The organism is Luteibacter jiangsuensis (assembly GCF_030812295.1).
GTDB lineage: Bacteria > Pseudomonadota > Gammaproteobacteria > Xanthomonadales > Rhodanobacteraceae > Luteibacter > Luteibacter jiangsuensis_A.
In genome coordinates this window covers 945,124-970,182 of sequence record NZ_JAUSSK010000002.1, presented here as the reverse complement: position 1 = coordinate 970,182, position 25,059 = coordinate 945,124, and the positions used below count along the sequence as shown (strand labels likewise).

The 25,059-nt window shown below is 66.3% G+C and carries 28 protein-coding genes and 1 other RNA gene; 17 read left to right on the top strand and 12 right to left on the bottom strand.

All coding sequences use genetic code 11. The annotated features are described in order from the left end of the window. Positions 1-19: 19 nt before the first annotated feature. The 6 genes from mlaD to J2T07_RS09610 all read right to left on the bottom strand — a co-directional run bounded on the left by mlaD (position 20) and on the right by J2T07_RS09610 (position 6,810). Entirely contained in the window at positions 20-895 is an 876-nt protein-coding gene (mlaD, locus tag J2T07_RS09635) for an outer membrane lipid asymmetry maintenance protein MlaD (RefSeq protein WP_306849345.1), read from the bottom strand. 58 nt (positions 896-953) lie between these two features. Next, entirely contained in the window at positions 954-1,721 is a 768-nt protein-coding gene (gene mlaE, locus J2T07_RS09630; protein WP_306849344.1) for a lipid asymmetry maintenance ABC transporter permease subunit MlaE, read from the bottom strand. Next, positions 1,718-2,530 carry an ABC transporter ATP-binding protein gene (locus J2T07_RS09625; RefSeq protein WP_306849343.1) on the bottom strand — a complete coding sequence of 271 codons (813 nt, stop codon included), beginning with the start codon at positions 2,528-2,530 and terminating at the stop codon, positions 1,718-1,720. The genes mlaE and J2T07_RS09625 overlap by 4 nt, the downstream gene beginning before the upstream one ends. After that, the gene (gmk, locus tag J2T07_RS09620; RefSeq protein WP_306849342.1) at positions 2,527-3,144 is read right to left on the bottom strand and encodes a guanylate kinase; all 618 of its coding nucleotides are present in this window, start codon (positions 3,142-3,144) and stop codon (positions 2,527-2,529) included. The genes J2T07_RS09625 and gmk overlap by 4 nt, the downstream gene beginning before the upstream one ends. A 121-nt stretch (positions 3,145-3,265) precedes the next feature. After that, the gene (locus tag J2T07_RS09615) at positions 3,266-4,588 is read right to left on the bottom strand and encodes an amidohydrolase family protein (RefSeq protein WP_306849341.1); all 1,323 of its coding nucleotides are present in this window, start codon (positions 4,586-4,588) and stop codon (positions 3,266-3,268) included. Between the two features lie 32 nt (positions 4,589-4,620). Then, positions 4,621-6,810 (bottom strand): penicillin acylase family protein, encoded by a 2,190-nt coding sequence (locus J2T07_RS09610; RefSeq protein ID WP_306849340.1) that lies wholly within the window; start codon positions 6,808-6,810, stop codon positions 4,621-4,623. A 114-nt stretch (positions 6,811-6,924) separates the two neighbouring features. Here J2T07_RS09610 and J2T07_RS09605 point away from each other — a divergent pair, with 114 nt between their 5' ends. Further along, positions 6,925-7,371 carry a nuclear transport factor 2 family protein gene (locus J2T07_RS09605; RefSeq protein WP_306849339.1) on the top strand — a complete coding sequence of 149 codons (447 nt, stop codon included), beginning with the start codon at positions 6,925-6,927 and terminating at the stop codon, positions 7,369-7,371. Between the two features lie 2 nt (positions 7,372-7,373). Here the strand turns inward: J2T07_RS09605 and J2T07_RS09600 are convergent, their stop codons facing one another. Both J2T07_RS09600 and J2T07_RS09595 read right to left on the bottom strand, forming a co-directional pair. Continuing rightward, positions 7,374-8,294, bottom strand: a complete 921-nt coding sequence (locus tag J2T07_RS09600; RefSeq protein ID WP_306849338.1) for a M14 family metallopeptidase — start codon at positions 8,292-8,294, stop codon at positions 7,374-7,376. Positions 8,295-8,324: 30 nt separating this feature from the next. Continuing rightward, positions 8,325-8,801, bottom strand: coding sequence for a MarR family winged helix-turn-helix transcriptional regulator (locus J2T07_RS09595; protein WP_306849336.1), 477 nt, complete (start codon positions 8,799-8,801; stop codon positions 8,325-8,327). Between the two features lie 54 nt (positions 8,802-8,855). Between J2T07_RS09595 and J2T07_RS09590 the strand changes: the two genes are divergently transcribed. Further along, on the top strand, positions 8,856-9,227 hold the full coding sequence (locus J2T07_RS09590; protein ID WP_306849334.1) for a VOC family protein: 372 nt from the start codon (positions 8,856-8,858) through the stop codon (positions 9,225-9,227). A 7-nt stretch (positions 9,228-9,234) separates the two neighbouring features. Here J2T07_RS09590 and J2T07_RS09585 read toward each other — a convergent pair whose 3' ends face one another. Continuing rightward, positions 9,235-10,098, bottom strand: a complete 864-nt coding sequence (locus tag J2T07_RS09585) for a YicC/YloC family endoribonuclease (protein WP_306849332.1) — start codon at positions 10,096-10,098, stop codon at positions 9,235-9,237. A gap of 79 nt (positions 10,099-10,177) precedes the next feature. Here J2T07_RS09585 and rph point away from each other — a divergent pair, with 79 nt between their 5' ends. The 8 genes from rph (at position 10,178) to pepQ (ending at position 17,913) form a co-directional block, all read left to right on the top strand. After that, on the top strand, positions 10,178-10,909 hold the full coding sequence (rph, locus tag J2T07_RS09580) for a ribonuclease PH (RefSeq protein ID WP_306849330.1): 732 nt from the start codon (positions 10,178-10,180) through the stop codon (positions 10,907-10,909). Beyond that, positions 10,906-11,415, top strand: a complete 510-nt coding sequence (locus tag J2T07_RS09575) for a GNAT family N-acetyltransferase (RefSeq protein WP_306849328.1) — start codon at positions 10,906-10,908, stop codon at positions 11,413-11,415. Before rph ends, J2T07_RS09575 begins: the two co-directional genes overlap by 4 nt. Positions 11,416-11,419: 4 nt before the next feature. After that, the gene (rdgB, locus tag J2T07_RS09570) at positions 11,420-12,013 is read left to right on the top strand and encodes an RdgB/HAM1 family non-canonical purine NTP pyrophosphatase (protein WP_306849326.1); all 594 of its coding nucleotides are present in this window, start codon (positions 11,420-11,422) and stop codon (positions 12,011-12,013) included. Next, positions 12,010-13,167 carry a radical SAM family heme chaperone HemW gene (gene hemW / locus J2T07_RS09565; RefSeq protein WP_306849324.1) on the top strand — a complete coding sequence of 386 codons (1,158 nt, stop codon included), beginning with the start codon at positions 12,010-12,012 and terminating at the stop codon, positions 13,165-13,167. Before rdgB ends, hemW begins: the two co-directional genes overlap by 4 nt. Positions 13,168-13,282: 115 nt before the next feature. Then, a complete protein-coding gene (locus tag J2T07_RS09560) occupies positions 13,283-15,490 on the top strand; it encodes a DUF1631 family protein (protein ID WP_306849322.1) in 2,208 nt (735 codons plus the stop codon). After that, complete coding sequence (locus J2T07_RS09555; RefSeq protein WP_306849321.1) at positions 15,487-15,834, top strand: PilZ domain-containing protein; 348 nt, start codon at positions 15,487-15,489, stop codon at positions 15,832-15,834. Before J2T07_RS09560 ends, J2T07_RS09555 begins: the two co-directional genes overlap by 4 nt. 58 nt (positions 15,835-15,892) lie before the next feature. Continuing rightward, positions 15,893-16,507 carry a hypothetical protein gene (locus tag J2T07_RS09550; protein ID WP_306849319.1) on the top strand — a complete coding sequence of 205 codons (615 nt, stop codon included), beginning with the start codon at positions 15,893-15,895 and terminating at the stop codon, positions 16,505-16,507. Positions 16,508-16,581: 74 nt separating this feature from the next. Then, the gene (gene pepQ, locus J2T07_RS09545; protein ID WP_306849316.1) at positions 16,582-17,913 is read left to right on the top strand and encodes a Xaa-Pro dipeptidase; all 1,332 of its coding nucleotides are present in this window, start codon (positions 16,582-16,584) and stop codon (positions 17,911-17,913) included. On the opposite strand, the gene J2T07_RS09540 is transcribed toward pepQ, so the two are convergent. After that, on the bottom strand, positions 17,898-18,968 hold the full coding sequence (locus J2T07_RS09540) for an acyltransferase family protein (RefSeq protein WP_306849314.1): 1,071 nt from the start codon (positions 18,966-18,968) through the stop codon (positions 17,898-17,900). The two genes, pepQ and J2T07_RS09540, sit on opposite strands and share 16 nt — an antisense overlap. A gap of 138 nt (positions 18,969-19,106) precedes the next feature. Between J2T07_RS09540 and cydP the strand changes: the two genes are divergently transcribed. The 4 genes from cydP to cydX are packed head-to-tail and all read left to right on the top strand — an operon-like array spanning position 19,107 to position 22,185. Next, positions 19,107-19,325 carry a cytochrome oxidase putative small subunit CydP gene (cydP, locus tag J2T07_RS09535; protein ID WP_306849311.1) on the top strand — a complete coding sequence of 73 codons (219 nt, stop codon included), beginning with the start codon at positions 19,107-19,109 and terminating at the stop codon, positions 19,323-19,325. Further along, the gene (locus J2T07_RS09530; protein WP_306849535.1) at positions 19,325-20,893 is read left to right on the top strand and encodes a cytochrome ubiquinol oxidase subunit I; all 1,569 of its coding nucleotides are present in this window, start codon (positions 19,325-19,327) and stop codon (positions 20,891-20,893) included. Before cydP ends, J2T07_RS09530 begins: the two co-directional genes overlap by 1 nt. 11 nt (positions 20,894-20,904) lie before the next feature. After that, complete coding sequence (gene cydB / locus J2T07_RS09525; protein ID WP_306849309.1) at positions 20,905-22,035, top strand: cytochrome d ubiquinol oxidase subunit II; 1,131 nt, start codon at positions 20,905-20,907, stop codon at positions 22,033-22,035. Between the two features lie 12 nt (positions 22,036-22,047). Then, positions 22,048-22,185 (top strand): cytochrome bd-I oxidase subunit CydX, encoded by a 138-nt coding sequence (gene cydX, locus J2T07_RS09520; protein WP_306849308.1) that lies wholly within the window; start codon positions 22,048-22,050, stop codon positions 22,183-22,185. Between the two features lie 158 nt (positions 22,186-22,343). On the opposite strand, the gene J2T07_RS09515 is transcribed toward cydX, so the two are convergent. Continuing rightward, positions 22,344-23,636, bottom strand: coding sequence for an aminopeptidase P N-terminal domain-containing protein (locus J2T07_RS09515; protein ID WP_306849306.1), 1,293 nt, complete (start codon positions 23,634-23,636; stop codon positions 22,344-22,346). Continuing rightward, positions 23,633-24,199 (bottom strand): UPF0149 family protein, encoded by a 567-nt coding sequence (locus J2T07_RS09510; RefSeq protein WP_306849304.1) that lies wholly within the window; start codon positions 24,197-24,199, stop codon positions 23,633-23,635. The genes J2T07_RS09515 and J2T07_RS09510 overlap by 4 nt, the downstream gene beginning before the upstream one ends. 116 nt (positions 24,200-24,315) lie before the next feature. Between J2T07_RS09510 and J2T07_RS09505 the strand changes: the two genes are divergently transcribed. The 3 genes from J2T07_RS09505 to ssrS all read left to right on the top strand — a co-directional run bounded on the left by J2T07_RS09505 (position 24,316) and on the right by ssrS (position 25,047). After that, positions 24,316-24,540, top strand: a complete 225-nt coding sequence (locus J2T07_RS09505; RefSeq protein WP_036116258.1) for a TIGR02449 family protein — start codon at positions 24,316-24,318, stop codon at positions 24,538-24,540. Between the two features lie 8 nt (positions 24,541-24,548). Continuing rightward, positions 24,549-24,857 carry a cell division protein ZapA gene (locus J2T07_RS09500; protein WP_306849301.1) on the top strand — a complete coding sequence of 103 codons (309 nt, stop codon included), beginning with the start codon at positions 24,549-24,551 and terminating at the stop codon, positions 24,855-24,857. 7 nt (positions 24,858-24,864) lie between these two features. Continuing rightward, positions 24,865-25,047: non-coding RNA, 6S RNA (gene ssrS, locus J2T07_RS09495), on the top strand. Positions 25,048-25,059: the final 12 nt, after the last annotated feature.

Below are 25,059 nucleotides of genomic sequence, written 5' to 3'. Positions count from 1 at the left end.
GGTGTCTCCTGGTCCGGCCTTACTTCTTGCCGGCGTTGTCGGGTTGGGTGGAGCCCTGGGCGCCACCGGACTTGTTGTCGCTCGGCGAACCGTTCACCAGGAACTTGCCGATCAGGTCTTCCAGCTGGAGCGCGGACTGCGTGAGCACGAAGCTGTCACCTTCCGCCAGGTATTCCGGCGACCCGCCGGGTTGGATCGCAACATACTGGCTACCGATCAAACCGCTGGTGAATACCGCGGCCGACGAGTCATCGGGTATCTGGGAGTAGCGCTTGTCGATCCCAAGGGTCACCGTGGCTTCGCTGCTGCCGGGCTTGATCACCACCGAGTCGACGCTGCCAATGGGCACGCCGGCCATTTTCACCGCCGCGCCGGGCTGCAGGGCACCCACGTTGGTGAATTCGGCGGTCACGTGGAAGGTGCCGCCGAGGCGGTCCGGCGCGCTGCCGCCACCGAAGAACTTGCCGAGCATTTCCTCCAGCTGCTGGGCCGGACGGGTCAGGCCGATCTCGCCGCCTTCCTTCACCGGCGTTTTCGACCGGCCGAACTGGATGCCCACATACTGGTCGCCCAGCAGGCCGCTGGTGAAGATCGTGGCGACGGAATCGTCCGGGATGTCCTTGTGCCGGTCATCGATCGACAAGGTGACCTTGGCCTCTTCCTTGCCCGGCACCAGTTCGATCGACTGCACCGAACCGACGCGAACGCCGGCGATCTTCACCGGCGCGCGGGTCTTCAACTGACCTACGTTGGCGAAGTGCGTTTCCACCATATAGCTGGCGCCCTGGGTGGCATTGGCCACCGAGGTGGTCTGCGTGGCGAGGTACGCGAGGGCGGAGAAACCGAGCACGATGAACAGGCCGGTGCCGACGGCATAGGAACGTCTCTGGGTCACGGCACGATCCTCGAATGGGCGATGAAGGAATGACGGGTCATGGCGGGTCTCCGGTGCCTCAGATCAGGAACGAGGTGAGGACGAAGTCCAGCGCCAGGATGGCGATGGACGAGGCCACCACCGTGCGGGTCGTCGCATAGGCGACGCCTTCACTGGTGGGCGGGGTGGTGTAACCCTGGAACACCGCGATCAGGGAGACCACGATGCCGAAGGCGAAGGATTTGAGCAGCACGCCGTTGACGATGTCCTTGTGTACGTCGACGGTGGCGGTCATGTTCGACCAGAAGGTGCCGTTGTCGATGCCCAGCCAGGTGACGCCGACCAGATGGCCGCCGAACACACCCATGGCGCAGAACACCACCCCGAGCAAGGGCAAGGCGACCACACCGGCGAGGAATCGTGGCACGGCCACGTAGGCGATCGGATCGACCGCCATCATTTCCATGGCGTCGAGTTGATCGGTGGCGCGCATGAGGCCGATCTCGGCGGTGACCGAGGTACCGGCGCGCCCGGCGAACAACAACGCGGTGACCACGGGCCCCAGCTCACGGTAGATCGCGATGGCCACCACGGTACCCGTGGCCGAGGTACCGCCGAAGATCGAGAGCACGTCGTACAACTGCAGGCCCAGCACCATGCCCACGAAGAGCCCGCAGGTCATCACGATGGTGAGGCTCATGGCGCCGACGAACCATATCTGCCGGACCGTTTCACGGCCATGGCGCAAGCTGCGTGGGACGGCCGCGAGAATGGTCAGCAGGAACAAGCCACAGGCACCGATCTGCGTCAGGCTGCGGATGACGACGTTGTCGCCCTTGGCGGTCATGCCTTGCCTCCGGGAAAGCCGAGCGCGGTGGCGTAGTCGCCGGCGGGATACTGGAAGGGAACCGGACCGTCGGCTTCGCCACCGAAGAACTGCGCCGTCCACGGCGAGCCGTCGTCGGCCAGGGAATCCGGCGCACCTTGCGCCACGACCTTGCCGTTGGCGATCAGGTAGACGCGCTCGGCCACCTTCTGCACGGCGGCCAGCTCGTGGGCCACCAGCACACTGGTGATGCCCAGGGTCTGGTTGAGCGTACGGATCAGCAACAGCACCTGATTCAACGCGATGGGGTCCAAGCCGACAAAAGGCTCGTCGTAGAGGATCAACGCGGGATCGAACACGATGGCACGCGCCAGCGCCACGCGACGGGCCATGCCACCGGAAAGCTCGGTGGGCATCAACCGCGCCGCACCGCGCAGGCCGACGGCCTGCAGCTTGTTCAACACGATGTTGCGGATGAGTTCTTCCGGCAGCCGGGTGTGCTGGCGCAGCGGAAACGCCACGTTCTCGAAGACGTCGAAGTCCGTGAGCAGCGCGGAGTTCTGGAACAGGTAGCCGATGCGTTCGCGCAGGCCGAACAGCCGCTCGCGCGACAGCGCCGGCACGTTCTCGCCGTCCACCTCCACGCTGCCCGCATCACCACGCATCTGCCCGGTGATGTGCTTCAGCAGCGTGGTCTTGCCTGTGCCGCTGGGTCCCATGATCGCGGTGATCCTGCCGCGCGGGATGTCCAGGTCGAGGTTGTCGAAGATGGTCTTGCCGTTGAGGACGGTGGTCAGGCCGCGGATGCGGACGATGGCGTCGTCGGTCATGGTGCGAGCAACTCCTCGATCAGCGATTCGTGGCGGCGGGCCGACCACGGTGTGCGCTGGCGGACGGCGCGGACGATCGCCTGGAGATCGCCCAGGGCGTCCTCGAAACGGTCGTTGACGATGATGTAGTCGAACTCGTGCGCATGCGCGATTTCCTCGCGGGAGTTGAAGAGGCGGCGCTCGATCACCTCCGGCGCATCCGATCCTCGACCCCGGAGACGGCGTTCGAGTTCCCCACGGGACGGCGGCAGGATGAAGACGCTGACGCAGTCCGGCTTGCCCATGCGCACCTGGCGCGCACCCTGCCAGTCGATTTCCAGCAGGACGTCGGCACCTTCGGCCAGCTTGCCCTCCACCACGGTACGCGAGGTGCCGTAGAGGTTGCCGTGCACTTCGGCGTGCTCCAGGAAGATGCCGTCGGCGATCTCGCGCTCGAAATCCGGGCGCTCCACGAAGAAATAGTGCCGGCCGTATTCCTCGCCCACCCGCGGGGGCCGCGTGGTGTGCGACACGGACAGGGATATGCCGGGCTCGCGCTCCAGCAGCGCATTGACCAGCGTGGACTTGCCCGCCCCGGAGGGCGCGGCCACCACGAACAGGGTGCCTTCGATCATCCGCGGGTATCTCGCAGGGGGTTCATGGCTCGCTCCCGGTGGCACCGGCGCACCGACCGGGCAAAAGGCGATTGTACCGGGTTTCGGCTATCGGCCACCTTTCGCCCGGACGATCCGGGTCTCAGTCCGGCCGCTTGTAGACCACCCCGCCCTTCATCACGAAAGCGACGTGCGCGAGCGACCCGATGTCCTTCGTCGGGTCGCCGGGCACCGCGATGATGTCGGCTTGCAGCCCGCTGCGCAGCTGGCCGATCCGGTCCTGCTGGCGAAGCACCCTGGCGTCCACCGCCGTCGCGGCCAGCAGGGCACGGGCGGGCGTCATGCCATCGCGCACCATCCACTCCAGCTCCTTGTAATTGGTGCCGTGCGTGAACACGCCCACGTCGCTGCCGTTGCCTATGGTCACACCGGCGTCCATCGCCAGCTTGAACGCCTTCGCCGACTTCGCCATCGACTCGGTCGGTGGTTGCCCGGGCTTCCACCCGCCAAAGTATTCGGCGTAGGCGGCGCTGGCTTCGAGCGTGGGCATGTAGGCCACGCCGTGCTTCTTCATCAGCGCGAAGACTTCCGGCGTGCCGTCGTAGCCATGCTCGATGGTCTCGACGCCGGCCATGACCGACCGCCGCATGCCTTCGGCGGTCGAGGAATGCACGGCCACCGGCAACCCCAGCGAGTGCGCGGTCTCGACGGCGGCGTTCAGTTCCTCCTGGCTCAACGTCGGCATCGAGCCCTTGGCCTTGCCGCAGTGGTAGTCGGCGTAGAGCTTGATCCAGTCCGCGCCATGCGCCGCCTGGTCACGCACGGCGTCGATCATCTGCGCGGTACCGCTGACCGGCGCCGCGCCCTGCGGCAGGTCGATATCGTCGCGAAAGCCGAGCGGACCCGGCCCATAGCAGTGCCCCGCCACGATCGCGCGCGTCGCCACGAACAAGTGCGGTCCCGGGATGAGGCCCTTGTCGATGGCTTGTTGCACGTCCACGTCGGCGTAGCCCGCGCCTTCCGTGCCCAGGTCGCGCAACGCCGTGAAGCCGCTCATCAAGGTATCGCGCGCGTGCTTTACCGCTTGCACCGTGCGAAATGCCAGCGTCTCCTTGAGGACCTGGTCGTTCCACAATGTTTCGTTGTACGGATGAAGGAAGACATGCGAGTGGGCGTCGATGAGGCCCGGCAGCAAGGTCATTCCCGGCAGGTCGATGGTCTGCGTGCCTGGTGGCACCGAAACCTTCGCGGACGGACCGACATCGGCGATCTTGTCACCCTGGACGATGACCACCCAACCGGCGTGCGTCTGTTCGTCGCGGGCATCGAAGACGCGGTCGGCCTTGAGCAGCCACGCGTGGTCCGTACGCCTATCGCCATCGGATGGCACGTCGGCGGCGAACGCGATGGCCGATGCCGCGACGCCGGACAGTGCGAGAAGCACTCTTGGGATCCACTTAGCCATGCGATGTTTCCCCTCGGTAAACCATTGGACGCTTATCGGCCACCCGGATGGTACGTCCGCTCGACGTGCCCTTCGAGCTCTTCGGGCCAGAAATACACCGTGCGCAAGTTGCCCGTGGTGTAACGCTCGGCCTCGTCGTTGAAATGTTTCGACGATGGGTCGCCGCTTTCGCCACCGGCGGTGATCGCCCGGGCGTGCACCTTGTCGCCGAACTCCACGACCGCGACGAAGCTGTTGCCGCTGGTGCCGTAGTAACGCGTCGTACCCGGCCAGCGATGCGCGCCGAACGAGGCGAGCGAGCCCCAGCGCGACGACGTGAACGGCACCGGGATGCTCGGCTTCGCATCGTCGAAGCGCTGCTTGATCGCGCCATCGACACGCTGGAAGCGATTGACCTCGCCCCAGGGAACGCCCCAGCTGCCGAAGTCCTTCTCGAGTCGGTCCGCTGCCTCGGCCAGCGCATTCAGTCGCACTTTCGGACCCGCCTTATCCGCCATCACGTCGTACACCGAAAGGCCTTCCGCCGTATCCAGCTTGCTCGCCTCGTCCCACAGGATGTCGCCCCAGAACACGGCTAGCGAAGTCGGCATCGAGGCGATGCCCCAGCGGTAGTCCCAGGTACGCAGGAGCGCGATCGGTCCCGCGAGTTGCCGCTTCAGCGGCTCGGTGGCGGGAAGCGCGTCGTAATCCGCGATCAGGATCGGCAGTTGCCGTGCGAACGCCGGCAGGTACGGGTCGAACGCGGCGTCGATCAGCGACGCCAGCGTGAAGTCGCGCCTTCCCGTAAGGACGCGCGTCGCGTGCAAGCCACGCGGATTCTCGCCGACGGAATCCATGTAGCGTGGAAAATCGTCCTGCTTCGGGCTGTCGGGACCGGCGGCCGAGTACGGCCAGTCGTTGGTGTTGAAGATCCACCCGGTCGGCGGATTGAACAGGTGCGGCGCCTTGTCCAACGGAAGCGTTCCCTTCCAGTCGGTCGCCGGATCGCTGCCGTCGACGGGCTTCGTATAGTCGAAGCGGTCGTCGCGGTTCGGGATGAACTGCGGATGCAGGTAAGCGATGTTGCCCTTGTCGTCCGCGTAGATCGTGTTGTTCGACGAATTGGCCTTGAATCCGGCCACTTTCATATAGGTCGCGTAATCGTTGGCCTTGGTTCGCAGCCAACTCTGTTGCAAGGCCTCCAGCGGCTTGTTCATCAACGCCACGGCGATCCACTTGCCGCCTTCCGAGCGAACGACAGGACCATGGTGCGTCGCATGGACGGTGAAGCGGCGTTCGGATAGCGAGCCATCGGCCGCACGCACGGGCACGGCGATCTCGCGCGATGTCACTGGGCGGAGTTCCTTGCCATAGCGATAGAACAGTTTTCCGCCCTTGCGCTCGATGGTCTCGGCGAATTCGTCCACCACGTCGGCACCGGTGGAGGTGTGCATCCAGCCCACATGCTTGTTGAAGCCCTGGTAGATGAAGAACTGGCCCCAGGTGACCGCGCCGTAGGCGTCCAGACCTTCGTCGCTCGACATCTGCAATTCGGAGCGGAAGAAGAACGAGGTGTGCGGATTGATCAGAAGCAACGCGTGACCGTTCGCCGTGAGTTTCGGTGCGATGGCGATGCCGTTCGAACCCGTCGGCTCGGCCCAGCTCGACGGCGGCACGAACTGCGCCAGGGCACCGGCGGCATCCTTGCCATAGAACGCCTGCAAGTCGGCCGTCTTCACCCGTTCGATGTCGCCACCGATGCTGCCTTCGCTGAAGCTCAGCGCCATCCACGGTTCGAAGTGCCGGATCACGCGCGGGTGCACCTCCGGATGGCTGGCGAGGTAGTAGTTGAGTCCATCGGCCCAGGCATCCATCAACGCCTTGAGCCACGCCGGGCTCCGCGCGTAGTCGCGCTTCAGCATCTCCGGGTCGACGAACAGCTTCTGCCGCAGATCCTGCCAGAGCGCCGACTCCCCTTCGGCCTCGGCCGTGCGCCCCAGCGAAGTGAGATAGTTTGTCTCCACGCGATTGAAGTCGTCCTCGGCCTGTGCATAGGCCATGCCGAAGACGGCGTCGGCATCGCTCTTGCCATGGACATGCGCGATGCCCCAGTCGTCGCGGACGATGGTGACGGCCTGGGCTTCGTGCCGCCAGCGGACCGCGGCGTCCGTTGCGGCATGGACGCCAGGGGTGGCGAGCAAGCCGCCCAGCGACATGGCGAGCATGGTGTGACGAACGGACATGGGCGCACCTTCCCCTGGATGGATCGTCGATCCTAGCCGTGCGGATCGAGGGTACGTCAAGTGCCGGCAAGGCCGATTTGCGGTACGTTTGCCCGACACTGCCTGGAGACGTCCATGCGCACCGCCTCGCTTTCGTCGTTATTGCCAGCCCTGCTCTTCGTCAGCATGCCGGCCGTGTCCGCGGAGAAGGACGACCTGCGGAAGATACTGGAATCCGACCACGACATCTGCGCGGCTTTCGAACGCGAGGATGCCGATTGGCTGGAGCGGCACCTGGACCCGACCTTCACGCTTACCAGTTCCACCGGCAAGGTCACCACGCGGGCCGACGAGGTCGCCGACTTGCGTGGCGGCACGAAGTACGACGTGTTCCGCAACCGTGACGTGAAAGTACGCCTGTACGGCGACGCGGCCGTCGCCACCGGCATCACCCGGGTGGAGGGCAAGGCCGAAGGGAATCCGTACGCCCTGGATTTCCAGTTCACCGATACCTACGTGCGCAAACCGGGTGGCTGGGTACTGGTGGCCAGCCACGCGTCGCGGTTGCCGGTACCGCGGTGACGTCAGCGGTGCGTCAGCGCGTAGTCGATCGCGGCGCGTACTGCCACCACCTGCGCATCGTTGCACTGCTGCGGCGTGGCCCGCGGGCTATCCGGATACACCTCGGTGGTGGTCGTGTAGCGCGCACCGGTGATGCCCGCACACAAGCCCAGCGCCTTCAATGCGTATTCGATGACGCCGGGTGCTACCTGGGGTGAACCGATGATCTCGCCGTGCGCATCGGCGGGAGCGATATGGGTGACCTTGGCTACCGCTTCGATCACCGCCTGCTGGAACGCGGGCTGGGGGTTTTCCGTATCGTCCACGAGGTAGAAGCCATCGGGTATCTCGCCCGGCTCGAAGTCCTTGCCGTCGCGTGCGGCCAGGGCGGGACGGAATTCCGATTCGTCCGAATCGGTGGTTTCGTGCAGGTCGATATGCATGAGGACGCGACCGTGCAGCGGCGCCAACAGGTGCACCAGCGCTGACGCTTCACCCGAAGGGCTTCCTTCGCGGAAATTCCGGTTCGGATCGATCGCATCCGGATTCCAGCGGTGGATGCGTTCATAGGCCCAGGGACTCACACAGGGCACTACCAGCAGGTTGGCGCGCCCGGCGTAGTCCTGGGCGTGATCGCGCAGAAACTGCAATGCCCCGTGCACGCCACTGGTCTCGTAACCATGCACACCGCCGGTCACGAGCATGAGCGGCAGCTCCTCGCGCCAGTCACGGCTACGGACGGCCATCAGGGGGTAATGCTCTCCCGTGTAGTCGAGCGCACCGTATTCCGTGATGTCGAAGCGTTCGCGCAGGGGCTCCAACGCGTGCAGGACATCAGCGGCATAACTGCGCCGCTTCACCTGTCGCGAACGCCAGTCGGCGACTTCCACGGCACCCCACGGCTGTCCGTGGCTACCGATGGGATACGACGCTTGGCTGTTCATGGCAAAGGGAATCCTTGTCGAAAGAGGTCGTCACTTTATCATCGGGCCTCGGTCGGATGGCTCGTCGTCCAGGGCGGCGGCACAACGCTTGAGCAACTCGCGAAGAAGCCGGGCCTCTTGCGTCGACAGCGTGGAAAGCATCTGCCGCTCCACCGCGTCGGCGGCTTTCGCGCCATCGGCGGCCGCCTTATGACCGGCCGCCGTCAACTCGGTCATGATGACCCGGCCATGTTCCGGGTGCGGATTCCGCACAATCAGGCCTCCGCGTTCGAGATTGACGAGGATCCCCTGCATGGTCTGCGGCGTGACAAACGCCGCGCGAGCCAACTCGGCATTCGAGATTCGCGGATTGCCTGCCACGGCGAGCAGCACCGCGTTCTGCGGCGCCGTGATGCCGAGCCGCGCGAGCTCCGCGTCCAGGCGTTGCCGCAATCGATGTTGCGTGATCTTCAGGTTGTAACCGATCCAGTCGAGTCCGCTTCGAGGCGCCGGCTTCTCCGTTGACATATCAGGTACCTTATATTAGTGTCAGGACACTTATATTGCTCGCCAGGAGCTAACATGACAACGCCCATCGGCCCCGACTTCATCGCTCTGCAAGTGCGCGATCTCGCCGCATCCCGCACGTTTTACGTCGAGATTTTCGGTTTCGAAGCCGCACCGCAGAGTCCTCCCGGAGCTGTCATTTTCAAGACCGCGCCGATCCCGTTGGCACTGCGGGAGCCTGTGCGTGCGCTTCCCGAAACGGGGCCACTCGGTGTGGGCATGGCGCTCTGGATCGCATGCGACGACGCCGACGCGCTGCACGGCCTCATCGTCGCGCGGGGCGGCAAGATCCTCAGTCCGCTCGCTGACGGTCCCTTCGGTCGCTTCTTCGTCGCCGGCGATCCCGATGGCTACGCGATCACCTTTCACACGGCGTCGCGGAGCTGACTGAACATTACTCGATGTTCTGAACCTGCTCGCGCATCTGCTCGATCAACACCTTGAGCTCCACGGCGGCGTTGGTCGTGCGCGAATCCACCGACTTCGACCCCAGCGTGTTCGCCTCGCGGTTGAATTCCTGCATGAGGAAATCGAGCCGGCGCCCGACCGGCTCCTTCAGCGCCAGCACGCGGCGGGCTTCGGAGATGTGCGTGGCGAGGCGGTCGAGTTCTTCGTCCACGTCGATGCGGGTGATCTGCAGGACCAGTTCCTGCTCCAGGCGGCCCGGCTCGACCGGCTGACGGATATCGGCGAGGCGCGTTTCGAGGCGGGCGCGCAATGCCGCGCGAATTTCCGGAATCCACCCGCGCACGTCGCCAATGATCTTGTCGACGGCGTCCAGGCGCTCGCGCAGCATGTCGCCCAGCTTGGCGCCTTCGCGACCGCGGGTGTCACCCAGGACGGTGAGGGCGCGGTCGAGCACCTCGAGCAACGCACCCTGCAAGGCATCGGCGTCGGTCTCCGGCTGCTGCAACACACCGGGGAAGCGAAGCAATTCGGTGAACTCGATGTGCATGCGCGGGAACCGCTGTTCCAGGTCCAGCGCCAGCTCGGACAGGCGCGACAACACCGAGCCGTTCACCCGAAGGCCTTCGCCCGAACCCGTTTCGGCACGCAGGCGGACGGTGACGTCGACCTTGCCACGCGACAGCCGCGCCGCGATCCGCTCGCGCACGGCGCTCTCGAAGCCACGCATGTCCTCGGGCAGGCGAGGACTGATCTCGAGGTAACGGTGATTGACCGTGCGCAACTCGCAGGTCAGCGTGCCGGACGGGCCGGCGCTCTCGGCGGAGGCATAGGCGGTCATGCTGCGGATCATCGGATTGCCTTCGCTCGCGCGTGGAGGAAAGGGCGCAATGGTAAACTGACCCACCGTCCGTGCCCAAATCAGGCCTCACATGACCTTTTCCCGTCCGAGCGGCCGTGCCGCCGACCAGTTGCGCGCCGTCAGCATCGAACGCCACTACACCCGCCACGCCGAAGGCTCCGTGCTGGTGTCCTTCGGCGACACGAAGGTGCTCTGCACCGCCTCCGTCGAAGAGCGCGTGCCACCGTGGCTGCGCGGCAAGGGCGAGGGCTGGGTCACCGCCGAGTACGGCATGCTGCCCCGCGCCACGACCGACCGCACCCAGCGTGAGGCCGCCCGGGGCGGCCAGGGTGGCCGCACGATGGAGATCCAGCGCCTGATCGGGCGCTCCCTGCGCGCCTGCGTGGATCGCGCCGCCCTCGGCGAGCGCGTGATCACGCTGGATTGCGACGTGATCCAGGCCGACGGCGGCACACGCACGGCGGCCATCACCGGGGCCTATGTCGCCCTGGTCGACGCGGTGGCGACGCTGACCCGGCGCAACGCGATCAAGCGGAATCCCATCCTCGGCGCCATCGCCGCGGTATCGGTCGGCATCTACAACGGCGTACCGGTGCTGGACCTCGACTATGCCGAGGATTCCAACTGCGATACCGACATGAACGTCGTCATGAACGATGGCGGTGGCTTCATCGAGGTGCAAGGCACGGCCGAGGGCCATGCCTTCCGCCGTGAGGAAATGGACACGCTGATGGATCTCGCTGCCAAGGGCGTCGACGAACTGGTCGCCGCGCAGCGCGCCGCCCTCGAGGACACCCCGTGACCGAGGTTCGCGCCGCCATCGCCACCGACCTGGAGGCGATCCTCGCCGTGCACCGTGCCGCTTTCGGCCGCGACGCCGAGGCCGGCCTGGTCCGCCGTCTGGTGGCGGCCGGTCGCGACACGATCTCCCTGGTCGCGGTCGACGAAGGCGATGCCGTCCTCGGCCACGTGCTGTTTTCGCCGGTGACCGTGGAGGAAGGCGACGACGGCAAGGCCCTCGGCTTGGCTCCCGTCGCCGTGCTACCCGGGTACCAGCGGCAAGGGCTTGGCCGTGCCCTCATCGAGGAAGGCATCGGTGCCTGCTTCGTGCGGGAGGCGCGCGCCATCTTCGTGCTCGGCTCGCCGGTCTATTACGCGGCGTTCGGTTTCAGCAAGGCCTCCAGCCATGGCCTGCACGACGCCTTCGAAGGCGGCAATGCCTTCCAGGTGCTGCCACTGACGGTCGAAGGCCTCGCGGGTTACCGCGGCCGCGTGGACTACGCTCCCGAATTCTCCGAAGGGCTCTGATCCGATGCGCATCGTCCTGGCTTCCGGCAACGCCGGCAAGGTGATCGAACTGGAACAGTTGCTGGCCGGCAGCGACGTGGAACTCGTGGCGCAGACCGCGCTCGGGGTCGGCGATGCCGACGAAACCGGCCTTACCTTTGTCGAGAATGCCCTCATCAAGGCCCGTCACGCGGCTCGCGCCACCGGCCTGCCCGCGCTCGCCGACGACTCCGGTATCTGCGTCGATGCGTTGAACGGCGCGCCAGGGCTCTATGCCGCGCGCTATGCGGGAACCCATGGCGACAGCGCCGCGAACAACGCGAAGCTTCTGCGCGAGCTCGGCGGCGTGCCACCGGAGCGGCGCAGTGCCTATTTCATCGCCGTGCTCGTCCTGCTGCGCCATGCGGACGATCCCGCACCACTGATCGCCGAGGGCCGTTGGCACGGGCGCATCCTGGAGGCACCGCGCGGCGACGGTGGCTTCGGCTACGACCCGCTGTTCCTCCCCGATGGCCACGACGTTTCCGCCGCGGAACTGGAACCGGCGCGGAAGAACCGCCTGAGCCATCGAGGGCAGGCCCTGGCGTTGCTCAAGGCGCGTTTCGCCGAACTGGCATGAACCTGATCCCACCGCCGCTATCGCTGTACGTGCACATGCCGTGGTGCGTGCGCAAATGCCCGTACTGCGACTTCAACTCGCATGGCGTGCGCGGCACGCCCGCCTATGCGGATTATGTGGATGCCCTGTTGGCCGACCTCGATGCGGACCTGCGCGATTTCGGCACGGCCCTCGACGGACGCCGTATCGCCACCGTCTTCTTCGGCGGTGGCACGCCCAGCCTGTTCGCTCCGGAACTGATCGGCCGTTTCCTCGATGGCGCACGCGAACGCCTGCCGTTCGCGCCCGATGCGGAGATCACCCTGGAGACCAATCCGGGCACCGTGGAACACGGACGCTTCGATGGTTACCTCGCGGCCGGGGTGAACCGCATCTCGTTCGGCGTGCAAAGCTTCGACAACGACAAGCTGCGCCGCCTGGGCCGTATCCACTCGGCCGGCGAAGCGGCCGACGCGGTTCGCCAGGCGCAAGATGCCGGCATCGGGAACATCAACATCGACTTGATGTACGCCCTGCCCGAACAGACCCTGGAGGGTGCGCTCGACGACATCGATCGCGCCGTCACGCTGGGGCCGACGCATGTCTCGCACTACCAACTCACCCTGGAACCGAACACCGCCTTCGCCGCCAACCCGCCGCCACTGCCCGACGACGATGCCGCATGGGCGATCCAGGAAGCTTGCGAGGCCCGACTCGGTGAAGCGGGATACGGGCAATACGAGGTGTCGGCATATGCCCTGCCGGGGCGGCGCTGCGCGCACAACCTGAACTACTGGCGTTTCGGCGATTACCTGGGCATCGGCGCCGGCGCGCACGGGAAGATCAGCGATGCGAACGGCGTGCGCCGTCGCTGGAAAACCCGACTGCCCGCGGCCTACCTTGCCAGCGCCGGCCAGCCCGCCCGCATCGGCGGCGATAACCTCGTCGCTCTCGACGACCTGCCGTTCGAATACATGCTCAACGCCTTGCGGCTGGTCGACGGGGTTCCGATGGCGGATTTCGCCGAGCGAACCGGCCTGTCGCAGGCCGCCATCGCGCCCGCCATGGCGGCCTGCGTGGCCAGGGGCTGGCTGGTCCACGATGCCGTGACACTGAAGACGACCGCCCTGGGCCAGCGCTTCCTGAACGACGTGATCGAAGCGTTCATGGCCTGATCGGCCCGCTGCCTATTCCAATCGCCCTAAGCCATAAGCGGGTCGCCGATGCGCTGGCGCCTGCATGGGATGGACTCCTAAACTCGACAGGCAAGGTCGGGGAGGACCTTTTCGAATGACTGCAGGTACGCAACCGCCGTACGGCCGGACGGGACCGCATCCCGTCGCCCTGTCGCCGCGTGCGGAACGCGAAGCACAACAGGGGCTGTCGCTTTGCCTGACCTGGCTGGACATGCCCTTGCGCGACTCGCTGCGCGATTTCGACCAGCGCCTGTTCGCCGCGGCGGAAAGCAGTCGCAACCATCTCGAACAACAGGCCTGCTTCGAAAGCCGGAATATCGTCGAACGCGATGGCCCAGGCTTCCGTAACCGGTTCGCGGCCCATCTGTCCGAGCGCTTCCGCCGGCTCGGCGAAATGAGCGAACAGAAGGCTTCCACCGCCGTCGAACACCTGACGCTCAGCCTGGTCGATCCCGAGGAGCAGGAACAAGCCGACGCATTGGCGAGCATGGCGGCACGCGGCGAAGCTCGCAGCGCCAGCAGCCTGTTCGAACTCGGCTATCGGCTCGCGGTATTGGCCGGCACGCCCCCACTGGAGGGCGAGGCCCTGCCCGCCGGCCCGCGGGCGCTCATCGCCGCGCTGAAGGACGCCGTCACGCCGATGCCCTTGTCGACAGCCCACAGGTTGCTCCTGTTCCACGCGGTGGATGCGCGGGTGCTCGGCCACGGCGAGGCCTTCTACGGCGCACTCAACGAACATTTCCGCACGCGCGGCATCTTGCCGGGCTTCCGTGTCTACCCGAACGTGCGCATCGCCGCGGCGGCCGCCGCCGACCGTCGCGCGAATGCCGCCGAACCAGCCATGGGCGGCGCGCCGCCCGATGCGAACGCCGGTACGCTCGTCGAGGGCCACATCGGCGTACTGGAGGGCCTGCGCAGCCTGCTCGCCCGGCGCATGGAAACCGGACGCGGCGCGGGTTTCGCACCGGGCCGGCTGGCGTCGGACGACGAGTTGCAGACCGCCCTGCTCGCCCTGCAAGGCCATGTCGTCGATGTCACCGACGCGGCGCAACGCGAGATCCGCAGCGCGCAGGCGCTGCGCGACGAATTGATCCATCAGTTGAACCGCGCGCGTCCAGCTGGTTCACCGCCCGCCGAACTCACCATCGAGCAAGGCGACACCGTCGAACTCACCGCGCGCCTGTTCCAGAGCCTTGGTCAGCAGCTCGGCGCGGCGAGCCCGGGCCATGCCGTCCTCGGCGGCCTGCAGTGGCCGATGTTGCGCGCGGCGGTGAACGATCGCGGTTTCTTCGACCAGCCCGAGCACCCCGCGCGCCAGCTGCTCGATACGGTGAGCGAGGCGGCGCACCACTGGCTCGACCCGGCCGAGGGTGAACCGGACGCAGCCCTGGTCGACCGTCTCGAGCGGCTGGTCGTGGAAGCCCGCCACGCCCAGGTGATCGACCCTGCGTGGCGAGCCGACATCGAGCAACAGATCGCCCTGTTGTCACGCAAGGCGCATGTCGCCGAGCGACGCCAGATCGAAGCCATGGAAGGACGCGATCGGCTGGAACGGGCACGCCAGCGCGCCACCGACATCATGGCCGAACGCATGGTCCGCGGTGCCGCCCCAAGGGGCGTACTACGCATCCTGCTCGAACGCACGTGGGCCGACGTGCTCGCCCTGCACATCCTGCGTGGCGGCGAGAACGGCGAGGCTTTCCTCTATTGCCTGGGCGTCACCGACCAGTTGCTCGGCCGGCGGCCCATTCCCGACGCGCGCAAGCTGCGCCAGGACGTGGAGCGCGGGCTCGAGCACCTGGGCATGCATCCCTCTGAAGCCGCCCAGGTCGCGGCCGGGCTGTTCGATGGCCCCGCGCGGCATGGTGACGATGGCCTGACACCCACGGATGTCGCGGTGCGGCTCAAGCAACGTCCACGTCTGGGCGAAGGCACCGCGCACGGCGAGCCCGTGGACCCCGTGCGGCCGACCCCGCTCGATCCGGCGGCGCGTGCCGTATACGAAGGCTTCGCCAGCCTGCGTTTCGGCACCTGGTTCGAGTTCGTCCAGGCCGACGGAAGCATCGTCTTGCGCAAGCTCGCCTGGTTCTCTCCGACCACTGGCCGCTGCCTCTTCGTGAACCAGCGTGGTGGCCGTAGCGAGGACATGGATCTCACCCGCCTCGCCCGGCTGATCGCCAATGGCGAGGCGCGCGAATGGAAGGAACAGAAGATGTCCATCGTCGACCGTGCATGGCAGGCGGTGGCACGTAACCTCCGCCGCGAAGGCGCAGGCGATACACGCTTGGCGGGCCGCGCATGAAATCCGAATTCGAACAACGCCGTGCACCACGCAAGCGGGCCAGCTCTCCGATGCCGGTGATCGACGTCATGAGCGAGGGCGTGGTCGGCCAGCTTGGCAACCTCTCGGCCACCGGCCTGATGCTGCTCGTCGGCAACGCGCCCCGCAGTGGCGTGGTGCAACAGGTGGCCTTCACCCTGCCCGATACCCAACATCGTGAACACAGGGTCGAAATCGGCATCCAGGAGCAGTGGCATGAACCCGCCGCGTCGGCGGGACAGTACTGGGCCGGATACCGTATCGTCGCGGCGAGTGAAGACGACGTGCGCGCCATCGACGAGTGGATCGGACCACCCGCGGACTGAACGGAAGCCTCTCGCCATGCTTTACGACGCCCCACATGAAGGACCACCATCGCTTCTCATGAGCGATGCCACCACCATCCTGGTCGACACCGATCTCGAGCGAGACGACGCCGCGGCGGCCGCGACCAGCCTGTACCTGCACCTCGTCGGGGACGGCACCATTTCACCCTTGCCCATCGGAGACGAGGAAACGCGGTTCCGCGTGCTCGACGAGCGGCTCGTGGCCGACACCGGAATCCGGGCCATCGGCCTGCATGCCAGCGGACACCGCTGGCATGAGGACGGCAACGGCGGCGCGCGCCTGGTGGACGGCGGCCGCGAGAACGGGATCTTCTGCCGCTACGACGGCGGCTTCGTCATCCGCTGTCCCGAATGCCGGGAGACGCTGGCACCCGGTGACGAGGGCAGCGAAGCCCTGGAGGAAGCACTCGCGGTGTGGTGCGACGCACCCGATTCCGCCTATGTGGCCTGTCCTTCCTGCGCCACGTGGACGCCCCTGCACCTGTGGCGATCGCCCGCCAACGATTTCGCCGTGGGCCACTTCGCCATCACCTTGTACGGCGCACACCTCAAGGGCCTCGCCCGCGACGGCGACGAACACGCCGCCACCGCGTTGCGACAGCGCCTGGGTGATATCGCCGGCGACTACACCGTGGTGTTCGCCAAGGCCTGAATGGCGTTCCGGGGTTGGCGATGGGCCGGCGGAGGCGCACCATTGCGGTTTGCCCCACGCTCCGGAGATCCCCGATGAACGACGCGCTGGCCGCGCTTTACCCGCAGCATCTCGCCACCTTGCGTGAGCGCACCGACACCGCGCTGGCGCGCGGCGGTTTCGACCACCTGGTCGTACCGGCCGGCCGCCCGATCACCAAGTTCCTGGACGACCAGGATTACCCGTTCGTCACCAATCCGCACTTCAAGCACTGGCTGCCGCTGACCGACGCCCCCGGTAGCTGGCTGGTCTACTCGCCGGGCGAGAAGCCGAAACTCGTTTTCCTCCAGCCACGCGATTACTGGCACGTGGTGCCCGAGGCACCCGCCGGCTACTGGGTCGACCATTTCGACATCGTCGTGGTGCGCAAGCCCGCCGACGCCATCGCCGAGCTTCCGGCGGCACTCTCGCGTTGCGCCATCATCGGCGACCAGTTCTGCAACTTGCAGGATGTATGCGCCAACAACCCGGCGGCGGTGATCGACCACCTGCACTACCACCGCGCGTACAAGACGCCGTACGAAGTCGAACTGATGCGCGAAGCCAGCCGGCGCGGCACGCGCGGCCACCGTGCCGCCGAGCGCGCCTTCCGTGACGGCGAAAGCGAACTGGGCATCCACCTCGCCTACCTCACCGCCGTGGGGCAGATCGATGCCGAGCTGCCTTACGCCAGCATCGTCGGCCTCAACGCGCACGGCGCGGTACTGCACTACACGAACTTCGACCGCACCGCACCCGCGGAAAGCCGCTCCTTCCTGATCGATGCGGGTGCGAGCGCCGCGGGTTACGCAAGCGACATCACACGCACGTATGCAGGCGCGCACGCGAGCGAATTCCAGGCCCTGATCGATTCGGTCGATGCCGCCGAGCGATCGTTCGTGGCCAGGGTGCGCGCGGGCCAGAGCTACCCGGAACTGCATGTGCATGCCCATCACGTGCTGGCCGGCGTGCTGCGCGAGCACGGCTTCATCCGCATGAGCGCGGAAAGCGCCGTGGAATCGGGTGTCTCGGCCGCGTTCTTCCCGCACGGTCTCGGTCACGGCATCGGTCTGCAGGTGCACGACGTGGCGGGATTCCAGGCATCCGAGACCGGCGGGACGATCGCCAAGCCGGAGGGGCATCCGTACCTGCGCCTCACCCGGAAGCTCGAACCCGGCATGGTGGTGACGATCGAACCCGGCCTCTATTTCATCGACATGCTGCTGGCCGAACTCAAGAACAAGCCGATCGCCGCGGACATCGACTGGGTGAAGGTGGAAACGTTCCGCCAGTATGGCGGCATCCGGATCGAGGACGACGTGGTCTGCACGGCGGATGCGCCGGAAAACCTGACGAGGGACGCGTTCGCGCTTCAGACCTTCAGGTAGATCCCACGCCGATCCATCCAGCGCACGACCAGCCACCACACGGTGACAAAGGCGACGCCCCACGCGGCCGACGGCACATACGGCCCGAACAAGGGTGTCATCCACGACGCGAAGGCATGGCGGTACAACGGGCCCGCCATGCCCGACGCGATCAACAGGTACACCATCAGGCCCGAGCCGGCATAGGCGGCGATGGCGTTGAGGCCGAAGGCACGGCCGGGCAGGCGCCAACCGCGGCGGTCGACCAGGCCGTGGACGGCCGCCAGCAAGGCGAACGACCAACCGCCCGTCCAGAGGACGTAACTGGGCGTCCACAGGTTCTTGTTGAACGGCCACAACGCCTGCGCCAACCATCCCAGGGCCAGGCACGCGACCGCCGCCACCACCAGCTTCCTCGTATCGCCCACGCGTAACCATGTACCGGCACGCATGCCGAGCAAGGTCGTCGCGACGGATGGCAGCGTCGCCAGGAGCCCCTCCGGGTCGTGCCCCCGGCCCGTGGCCGGATCCGTCACGTAGACGAACGCCCCGAACACCGCCGAGTCCAGCTGGCTGGCGAGGTTCGTCCATGGCGCCATGCCGCCAGCCAGCAGCAGCACCCCATAAACGGCAAGAAGTGCGACGAACAGGACATCGCGCGTGCGTGGCCGCGTGTACACCGCGAGCAGGGCCGCCGCCGCGAAGCAGATCCCGATCCGCTGCAGCACGCCCGGAAGGCGAAGGTGCGCCTCGGGAATCGCCAGCCAGGCGACGAGGTTCAGCAGCAGGCCGAGGCCGACGATGCGCAGCGCGCGGCGCCCGGCCGCCCGCCGGACAGGCGCCTTCGCGGCACCGGCCTCGATCCGCGGCACGATGGCCAGCGACACCGATACCCCCACGATGAAGAGAAACAGGGGAAACACGAGGTCGGTCGGTGTACAACCGTTCCATTCGGCGTGTTCCAGGGGCCACCAGACATGGCCCCAGTCGCCGGGATCGTTGACCAGCAGCATGGCCGCCACGGTCAATCCGCGCAGCACGTCCACGGAGGCGTAACGCCCTTTACTCTCGGCCATGAAGGAATATGCTGCACAAAAGGGGGAAAGTGGAAGGATACGCGGTCAGCCGGTTGCGACAATCGGCCATCGGCTGCGTCTGGCGCGCCCGGCTTACGATGCCGCGCAGATGTTCGCAAGAACGAGGGAGTCGCACCGATGGTCGTCGACAGTCCACCCAGGCGCCGCCCATGGCGCGACAAGCCACTGCGAAAGCTCGTCCTCGAGCTTTCCGTGATCGTCGTCGCCAAGCTCGCCGTGCTCATGCTCATCTGGTACGTGGCCATCCGGCCATTGCCCCGCGCGGACGTCTCACCCGCCGGTATCGGCCGGGTGCTCGCGCCCGCTTCCGCCTCCACCCAGGGAATCCAGCCATGATCGTCGACCCCGATGTCGTCGGCTTGTCGCGCCTGCAATTCGCATTGACGGCGCTCTACCACTTCCTCTTCGTCCCCCTCACGCTGGGCCTCGCCTTCATGCTCGCCATCATGGAAAGCGTGTACGTGATGACGCGGCGCGAGGTATGGAAGCGCATGACCCAGTTCTGGGGCGTGCTGTTCGGCATCAATTTCGCCATGGGCGTCGCCACGGGCGTCACCATGGAATTCCAGTTCGGCACCAACTGGGCGTATTACTCGCACTACGTGGGCGACATCTTCGGCGCGCCGCTGGCGATCGAAGGCATGATGGCCTTCTTCCTCGAAGGCACCCTGGTAGGCCTGTTCTTCTTCGGTTGGGATCGCATCTCGCCGGTCAAGCACATGCTGGTGACCTGGTTCCTCGCGCTCGCCACCAGCCTCTCCGCGCTGTGGATCCTCATCGCCAACGCCTGGATGCAAAACCCGGTGGGCGCGGCGTTCAATCCACAGACGATGCGCATGGAAGTCACCTCGTTCAGTGAAGTGATCTTCAATCCCGTGGCGCAGTCCAAGTTCGTCCACACCGTGAGCGCCGGCTACACGATGGGCGCGATGTTCGTGCTCTCGATCAGCGCCTGGTACCTGCTGCGCGGACGCAATATCGATTTCGCCAAGCGCTCGATGACGGTCGCCGCGAGCTTCGGCCTCGCCGCATCCTTGTCGGTGGTGGTCCTGGGTGACGAATCCGGATACACCGTTTCCGAGAACCAGAAGATGAAGATGGCGGCGATCGAGGCCATGTGGGAGACGGAGCCGGCGCCGGCATCCTTCACGCTCTTCGGCCTGCCCGACGTCAAGACGCGCGAAACCCATGCAGCCATCCGTATTCCCTGGGTGATGGGCCTGATGGGTACACGGTCGCTGGACGAGCCGATCATCGGTATCGCAAACCTGGTGGACGATGCGAAGCTGCGCATCGCCGACGGCATCAAGGCCTATGACGCGATGCTCGTCCTGCGCGAGAACAAGGACGATGCGCAGGCCAGGGCGATCCTCGCCGCGCACGACAAGGACATGGGTTACGCCCTCCTGCTCAAGCGCTTCATCGACGATCCGCGAAAGGCCACGCCGGCCGATATCCAGAAGGCCGCCGACAGCACGATCCCGAACGTGCCCGTATTGTTCTGGTCGTTCCGCATCATGGTGGCCTGCGGCCTCTACTTCATCGCACTGTTCGCGTACGCGTTCTGGCGTGCCAGCAAGCGCCGTCTCGACGGACGTGGCTTTCTCCGCGCCGCGCTGTGGAGCCTTCCGCTGCCATGGGTCGCCGCGGAACTGGGCTGGATCGTCGCGGAATATGGCCGCCAGCCCTGGGCGATCGAAGGCGTGCTGCCGACGGCACTGGGGGCGTCGTCGCTCACCGCGGGACAGGTCTGGATCTCACTCGGCGGTTTCGTGCTCTTCTATACCGCGCTCGCCGTCATCGACGGCTACCTGATGGTGAAGTTCGCCCGCAAGGGTCCCGACGGCCTCGGCATGTGGCCGAAGCAGGCGGACACCCTCCCCGTTACCGCGCAGACGGCTTGAAGGAGAACCTCATGTTCGACTACGACACCCTGCGTATCATCTGGTGGGCGCTCATCGGCGTCCTCCTGATCGGTTTCGCGATCATGGACGGCTTCGACTTCGGCGTGGCGGCACTGTTGCGCGTGCTGGGCAAGGACGAGCACCAGCGCACGGTATTGCTGGAAACCATCGAGCCCACCTGGGAAGGCAACCAGGTGTGGTTCATCCTGGGTGGTGGCGCGGTGTTCGCCGCGTGGCCGCTACTGTATGCGGCATCGTTCTCCGGCTTGTATGTCGCGATGTTCGTGCTGCTCGTGGCCTTCATCATCCGGCCGGTAGGTTTCAACTTCCGCGAGAAGATGCCCGATCCACGATGGAAGGCCGTATGGGATTACTGCCTGATCGCCTCCGGCGTCATCGTGATGCTCGTGTGCGGCGTGGCCTTCGGCAATCTCTTCCTGGGACTGCCCTTCCGCTACGACGGAGACCTGCGCATGTCCTGGGAAGGTGGATTCTTCGGCCTCTTCCGCCCGTTCGCACTGCTTTCCGGGCTGATCAGCCTCAGCATGCTGCTGGCGCACGGCGCGAGTTGGGCGGCGATGAAGGCCGACCATGTCATCGCGGAACGCGCGGCGAAGATCGCGCGCATCGCCTCGCTCGTTTACCTCGTCCTGTTCGTGCTGGCCGGCGTGTGGCTCGCCTACGGCATTCCCGGATACGCGATCTCCGGACCGGTGGCGGCGGGCGGGCTGTCCAACCCGCTGGCAAAGCAAGTGGCGGTGGGCGCGTCGTGGTTCACCGGGTACATGACCCATCCCGCGTTCTGGGCCGCCCCTGTGCTCGCCTTCGCCGGTGCGCTCGGCGTGCAGCTCTACGTTGGCCGGCGCGGCTTTGGCGGTTTCTTCTCCAGCTGCCTCGCCGTCGCCGGCACGATCCTCTCGGCGGGGCTCGCGCTGTTCCCCTTCCTGATGCCATCGTCGCTGGATCCCGCGTCGAGCCTGACCGTCTGGGACGCCTCGTCCAGTCGCGGCACGTTGCTCATCATGCTCGGCGTCACCGTGGTGTTCATCCCGATCATCCTGCTCTACACGGGCTGGGTCTATCGCGTGATGCGCGGCCGCGTCACCCTCGAACACGTGCGCAAGTCGCACAACATGTACTGAAGGAGCAACGCCATGTGGTACTTCGCCTGGATCCTCGGCCTCGGCCTGGCCTGCACCTTCGGCATCCTCAACGCGGTGTGGTTCGAGGTGCACTCGGACGACGAGGCGAGCCGTGCGCGCGAACCGGTGCCGAAGCGCGAGGGGACCTGAGATAGGGCATCGCCGACAGGGTCGGCTTCCATCGGGCCAGGAGGATGGCTCCCACCAGACGGCTCTTGGTGGGAGCCGACCTTGTCGGCGATGGGTGCTTGCTCCAACCTGGCCCCTTGCCGCCTGATCGCCGCTGACACGGCTCCCACCGGGTCTGCTCAGCGTTCCAGGGCGTCCGGGAGCTTAGGAACCATCGCCGTCATCACCTCCGGGGCGCCCTTGGTCACCGCCACGTCGTCTTCGATCCGGATACCGATGCCGCGCCAGCGCTCGTCGACGCGCTTGTCATCCAGGGGAACGTAGATCCCCGGCTCCACCGTGACGACCATGCCCTCTTCGAGAACACGTGGCTCACCGTCGATGCGGTAATCGCCCACGTCGTGGACATCGAGGCCGAGCCAGTGGCCCGTCTTGCTGGGGAAATAGGTCTTGTAGCTGCCTTCGGCGATGATCCGGTCGGCGCCGCCGCGAAGGATGCCCACCGCGCAGAGGCCTTCCGCGATGACGCGCACGGCGGCGTCGTGGGCATCGCCGAACGAACGGCCGGGGCGGACCGCGTCGATCGCCGCCAACTGGGCCTGGAGCACGATGCCGTAGAGCGCGCGCTGTTCCTTGTTGAACCGTCCGCCGACCGGAAAGGTGCGGGTGATGTCGGAGGCGTAGCAATCCACCTCCGCACCCGCGTCCACCAGGAGCAGGTCGCCATCCTTCAGGGTGGCGCGGTTCGCCTGGTAATGCATGATGCAGGCGTTGGCGCCGCCGGCGACGGTGGGCGGGAAGGCGGGCACCGCGCCACGGCTACGGATGGTGCGGAGGATCTCGCCCTCCACCTCGTACTCGGCCACACCGGGCCGGGCGATGGCCATCGCGGCGAGGTGGGCCGCACCGGCCACGTCGCCGGAACGACGCATGAGGATCAGTTCGTCGCGTGACTTGAACAGGCGCAGGTCGTGCAGCAAATGCCCGAGGGCCACCAGGTCCTTGGGCACGACGCCGCCACCCCGGGCCGTGCGCAAGCGGCGCATCCAGCCAAGCAGGCGGGCGTCGAAATCGGGCTCCTGGCCGAAATGGCAATACACGCGCGCCCGGCCCTCGATCATGCCCGGAAGGATGTCGTCGATATCGTCGATCGGGAAGGCGTCGTCCAGGCGCAGTTCGCGCGCGGCGCGATCGGTACCCATGCGTTCGCCATCCCAGCGTTCGCGATCGGCATCGCGCTCGCGGCAGAACAGCACGCTTTCACCGTGGGCGCGACCCGGGAGCAAGGCCAGTACGGCCTCTGGTTCGTCAAAACCGGTGAGGTAGTGAAAATCGGAATCCTGCCGGTACGGCCAGGGCGCGTCGGCGTTACGCATGCGCTCCGGGGCGGCGGCGAGGATCAGCACCGCGTCCTCGCCGGCCATCCGCATCAGCTCCCGGCGGCGCCGGGCGTACTCGGCCGCGGCGATCAATGCAGGGTATCGTTGGCCGGTCGGGACGCGCGGCTCAGCTCGGCGTGCAACAGCATGGCGCCGGCACGGACGAATTCCTCGAGTTCGATCAGGCTCTCGTCGTTGATGTCATCATCCGGATCGAACTCGAAATCGGCTGTGGCGATGCCGGCCATGTCCTGCAGGACTTCCTTCGCTTCGTCGCTCATGCCCCGGTTGACCTCCACCGAACCGCCCAGGCCGAAGCCGCCGAGGAAGCCTTCGACCCATTCGCTGAGACCCTCGGCGCGTTCCGGGATAGGCGCGTCCTCGTCGGGCAGCCAGGGCGAGAAGGTCAGCTCGGGGTCGGCCAGCCATTCCTCGGTCTGATGCCTCAGGCGGGTGAGCATGGCCATTTCCTTGTCGCTCGGTTCCGGGTCGGGCTCGAGTTGCAGCGCCCCCAGCACGGAGCCATGCGGGAAGTGGCCACCGGCGCTGAGATAGCCCACCAGGGCACCATGGAATTCACTGACCGACACGGACAGCTTGCAGCGGGCGATAAGCTCGGCGATCTCTTCCGGATCGACGGTCTGGTTGGCCGACATGACGGCTACTCCTGGATACGCGAAACCGAAGTCTAATGCAGGCGCCTTCACGCCGCTGGCGCATTCGTCTTCACGGGCTGCCGACAAGGCCCGACATCCTGTTATATAGTCCGCGCATGACGAACCCGGATGCCTTCAAGACCGAACTGGAAGCCCTGAGCGCGACGCTCGACCGGCTCGTCGATACCGTCCGCCGGCTGACCGAGGAAAACCGCAGCCTGCGGCATAGCCAGGAACAGCTGGCGAACGAACGTGCAGGGCTGATGGCGCGCAACGAACAGGCCCGTAGCCGTGTGGAAGCAATGATCCAGCGCCTGAAGGCGCTCGAGAACACGGGCTGATACCTCCAATGAATGCCACCGCCAGCGAACCGGTATCCCTGCGCCTGCTCGACCGCGAGTTCCATATCGCCTGCGCCCCGGAAGAACGCCCCGGGTTGATCGCCGCCGCCCAGTTCCTCGACGGCAAGATGCGCGAGCTGAAATCGAACGCGAAGGTTCCCGGATTCGACCGGATCGCCGTACTGGCCGCCGTGAGCATCGCTCACGAGTTCCTCACGCTGCGGAAGGAGCACGACTCGCAGGAACAGGTGCTGACCGATGGACTGGCCTCCTTGCGAAGAAAGCTTGATGGTCTGCTCGACGCATCGGTAAAATAGCGCCGGGCGTTCCCTGCGGTGTTCGCCAGCGCACTTTACATTTGCCTTGTTCCTACATACGACCCCGGGTCGGCTTTTCGCGACTGTTGTGCATGTCCGCCTCGTACGGAAAGCCTTGAAGTTGTGTAGCCCTCCCACCTGATCCTTTGGATCAAGGTCGTTTGGTGCGCAGCGGCATCGCGGAGAACGCCTCCTTATTTCC

Bases quoted from the DNA above. Each gene is read 5' to 3' on its own strand.
- mlaE (WP_306849344.1), bottom strand. From the start codon at position 1,721: ATGACCGCCAAGGGCGACAACGTCGTCATCCGCAGCCTGACGCAGATC.
- J2T07_RS09625 (WP_306849343.1), bottom strand. From the start codon at position 2,530: ATGACCGACGACGCCATCGTCCGCATCCGCGGCCTGACCACCGTCCTC.
- gmk (WP_306849342.1), bottom strand. From the start codon at position 3,144: ATGATCGAAGGCACCCTGTTCGTGGTGGCCGCGCCCTCCGGGGCGGGC.
- J2T07_RS09615 (WP_306849341.1), bottom strand. From the start codon at position 4,588: ATGGCTAAGTGGATCCCAAGAGTGCTTCTCGCACTGTCCGGCGTCGCG.
- J2T07_RS09610 (WP_306849340.1), bottom strand. From the start codon at position 6,810: ATGTCCGTTCGTCACACCATGCTCGCCATGTCGCTGGGCGGCTTGCTC.
- J2T07_RS09605 (WP_306849339.1), top strand. From the start codon at position 6,925: ATGCGCACCGCCTCGCTTTCGTCGTTATTGCCAGCCCTGCTCTTCGTC.
- J2T07_RS09600 (WP_306849338.1), bottom strand. From the start codon at position 8,294: ATGAACAGCCAAGCGTCGTATCCCATCGGTAGCCACGGACAGCCGTGG.
- J2T07_RS09595 (WP_306849336.1), bottom strand. From the start codon at position 8,801: ATGTCAACGGAGAAGCCGGCGCCTCGAAGCGGACTCGACTGGATCGGT.
- J2T07_RS09590 (WP_306849334.1), top strand. From the start codon at position 8,856: ATGACAACGCCCATCGGCCCCGACTTCATCGCTCTGCAAGTGCGCGAT.
- J2T07_RS09585 (WP_306849332.1), bottom strand. From the start codon at position 10,098: ATGATCCGCAGCATGACCGCCTATGCCTCCGCCGAGAGCGCCGGCCCG.
- rph (WP_306849330.1), top strand. From the start codon at position 10,178: ATGACCTTTTCCCGTCCGAGCGGCCGTGCCGCCGACCAGTTGCGCGCC.
- rdgB (WP_306849326.1), top strand. From the start codon at position 11,420: ATGCGCATCGTCCTGGCTTCCGGCAACGCCGGCAAGGTGATCGAACTG.
- hemW (WP_306849324.1), top strand. From the start codon at position 12,010: ATGAACCTGATCCCACCGCCGCTATCGCTGTACGTGCACATGCCGTGG.
- J2T07_RS09560 (WP_306849322.1), top strand. From the start codon at position 13,283: ATGACTGCAGGTACGCAACCGCCGTACGGCCGGACGGGACCGCATCCC.
- J2T07_RS09555 (WP_306849321.1), top strand. From the start codon at position 15,487: ATGAAATCCGAATTCGAACAACGCCGTGCACCACGCAAGCGGGCCAGC.
- J2T07_RS09550 (WP_306849319.1), top strand. From the start codon at position 15,893: ATGAGCGATGCCACCACCATCCTGGTCGACACCGATCTCGAGCGAGAC.
- pepQ (WP_306849316.1), top strand. From the start codon at position 16,582: ATGAACGACGCGCTGGCCGCGCTTTACCCGCAGCATCTCGCCACCTTG.
- J2T07_RS09540 (WP_306849314.1), bottom strand. From the start codon at position 18,968: ATGGCCGAGAGTAAAGGGCGTTACGCCTCCGTGGACGTGCTGCGCGGA.
- cydP (WP_306849311.1), top strand. From the start codon at position 19,107: ATGGTCGTCGACAGTCCACCCAGGCGCCGCCCATGGCGCGACAAGCCA.
- cydB (WP_306849309.1), top strand. From the start codon at position 20,905: ATGTTCGACTACGACACCCTGCGTATCATCTGGTGGGCGCTCATCGGC.
- cydX (WP_306849308.1), top strand. From the start codon at position 22,048: ATGTGGTACTTCGCCTGGATCCTCGGCCTCGGCCTGGCCTGCACCTTC.
- J2T07_RS09510 (WP_306849304.1), bottom strand. From the start codon at position 24,199: ATGTCGGCCAACCAGACCGTCGATCCGGAAGAGATCGCCGAGCTTATC.
- J2T07_RS09505 (WP_036116258.1), top strand. From the start codon at position 24,316: ATGACGAACCCGGATGCCTTCAAGACCGAACTGGAAGCCCTGAGCGCG.
- J2T07_RS09500 (WP_306849301.1), top strand. From the start codon at position 24,549: ATGAATGCCACCGCCAGCGAACCGGTATCCCTGCGCCTGCTCGACCGC.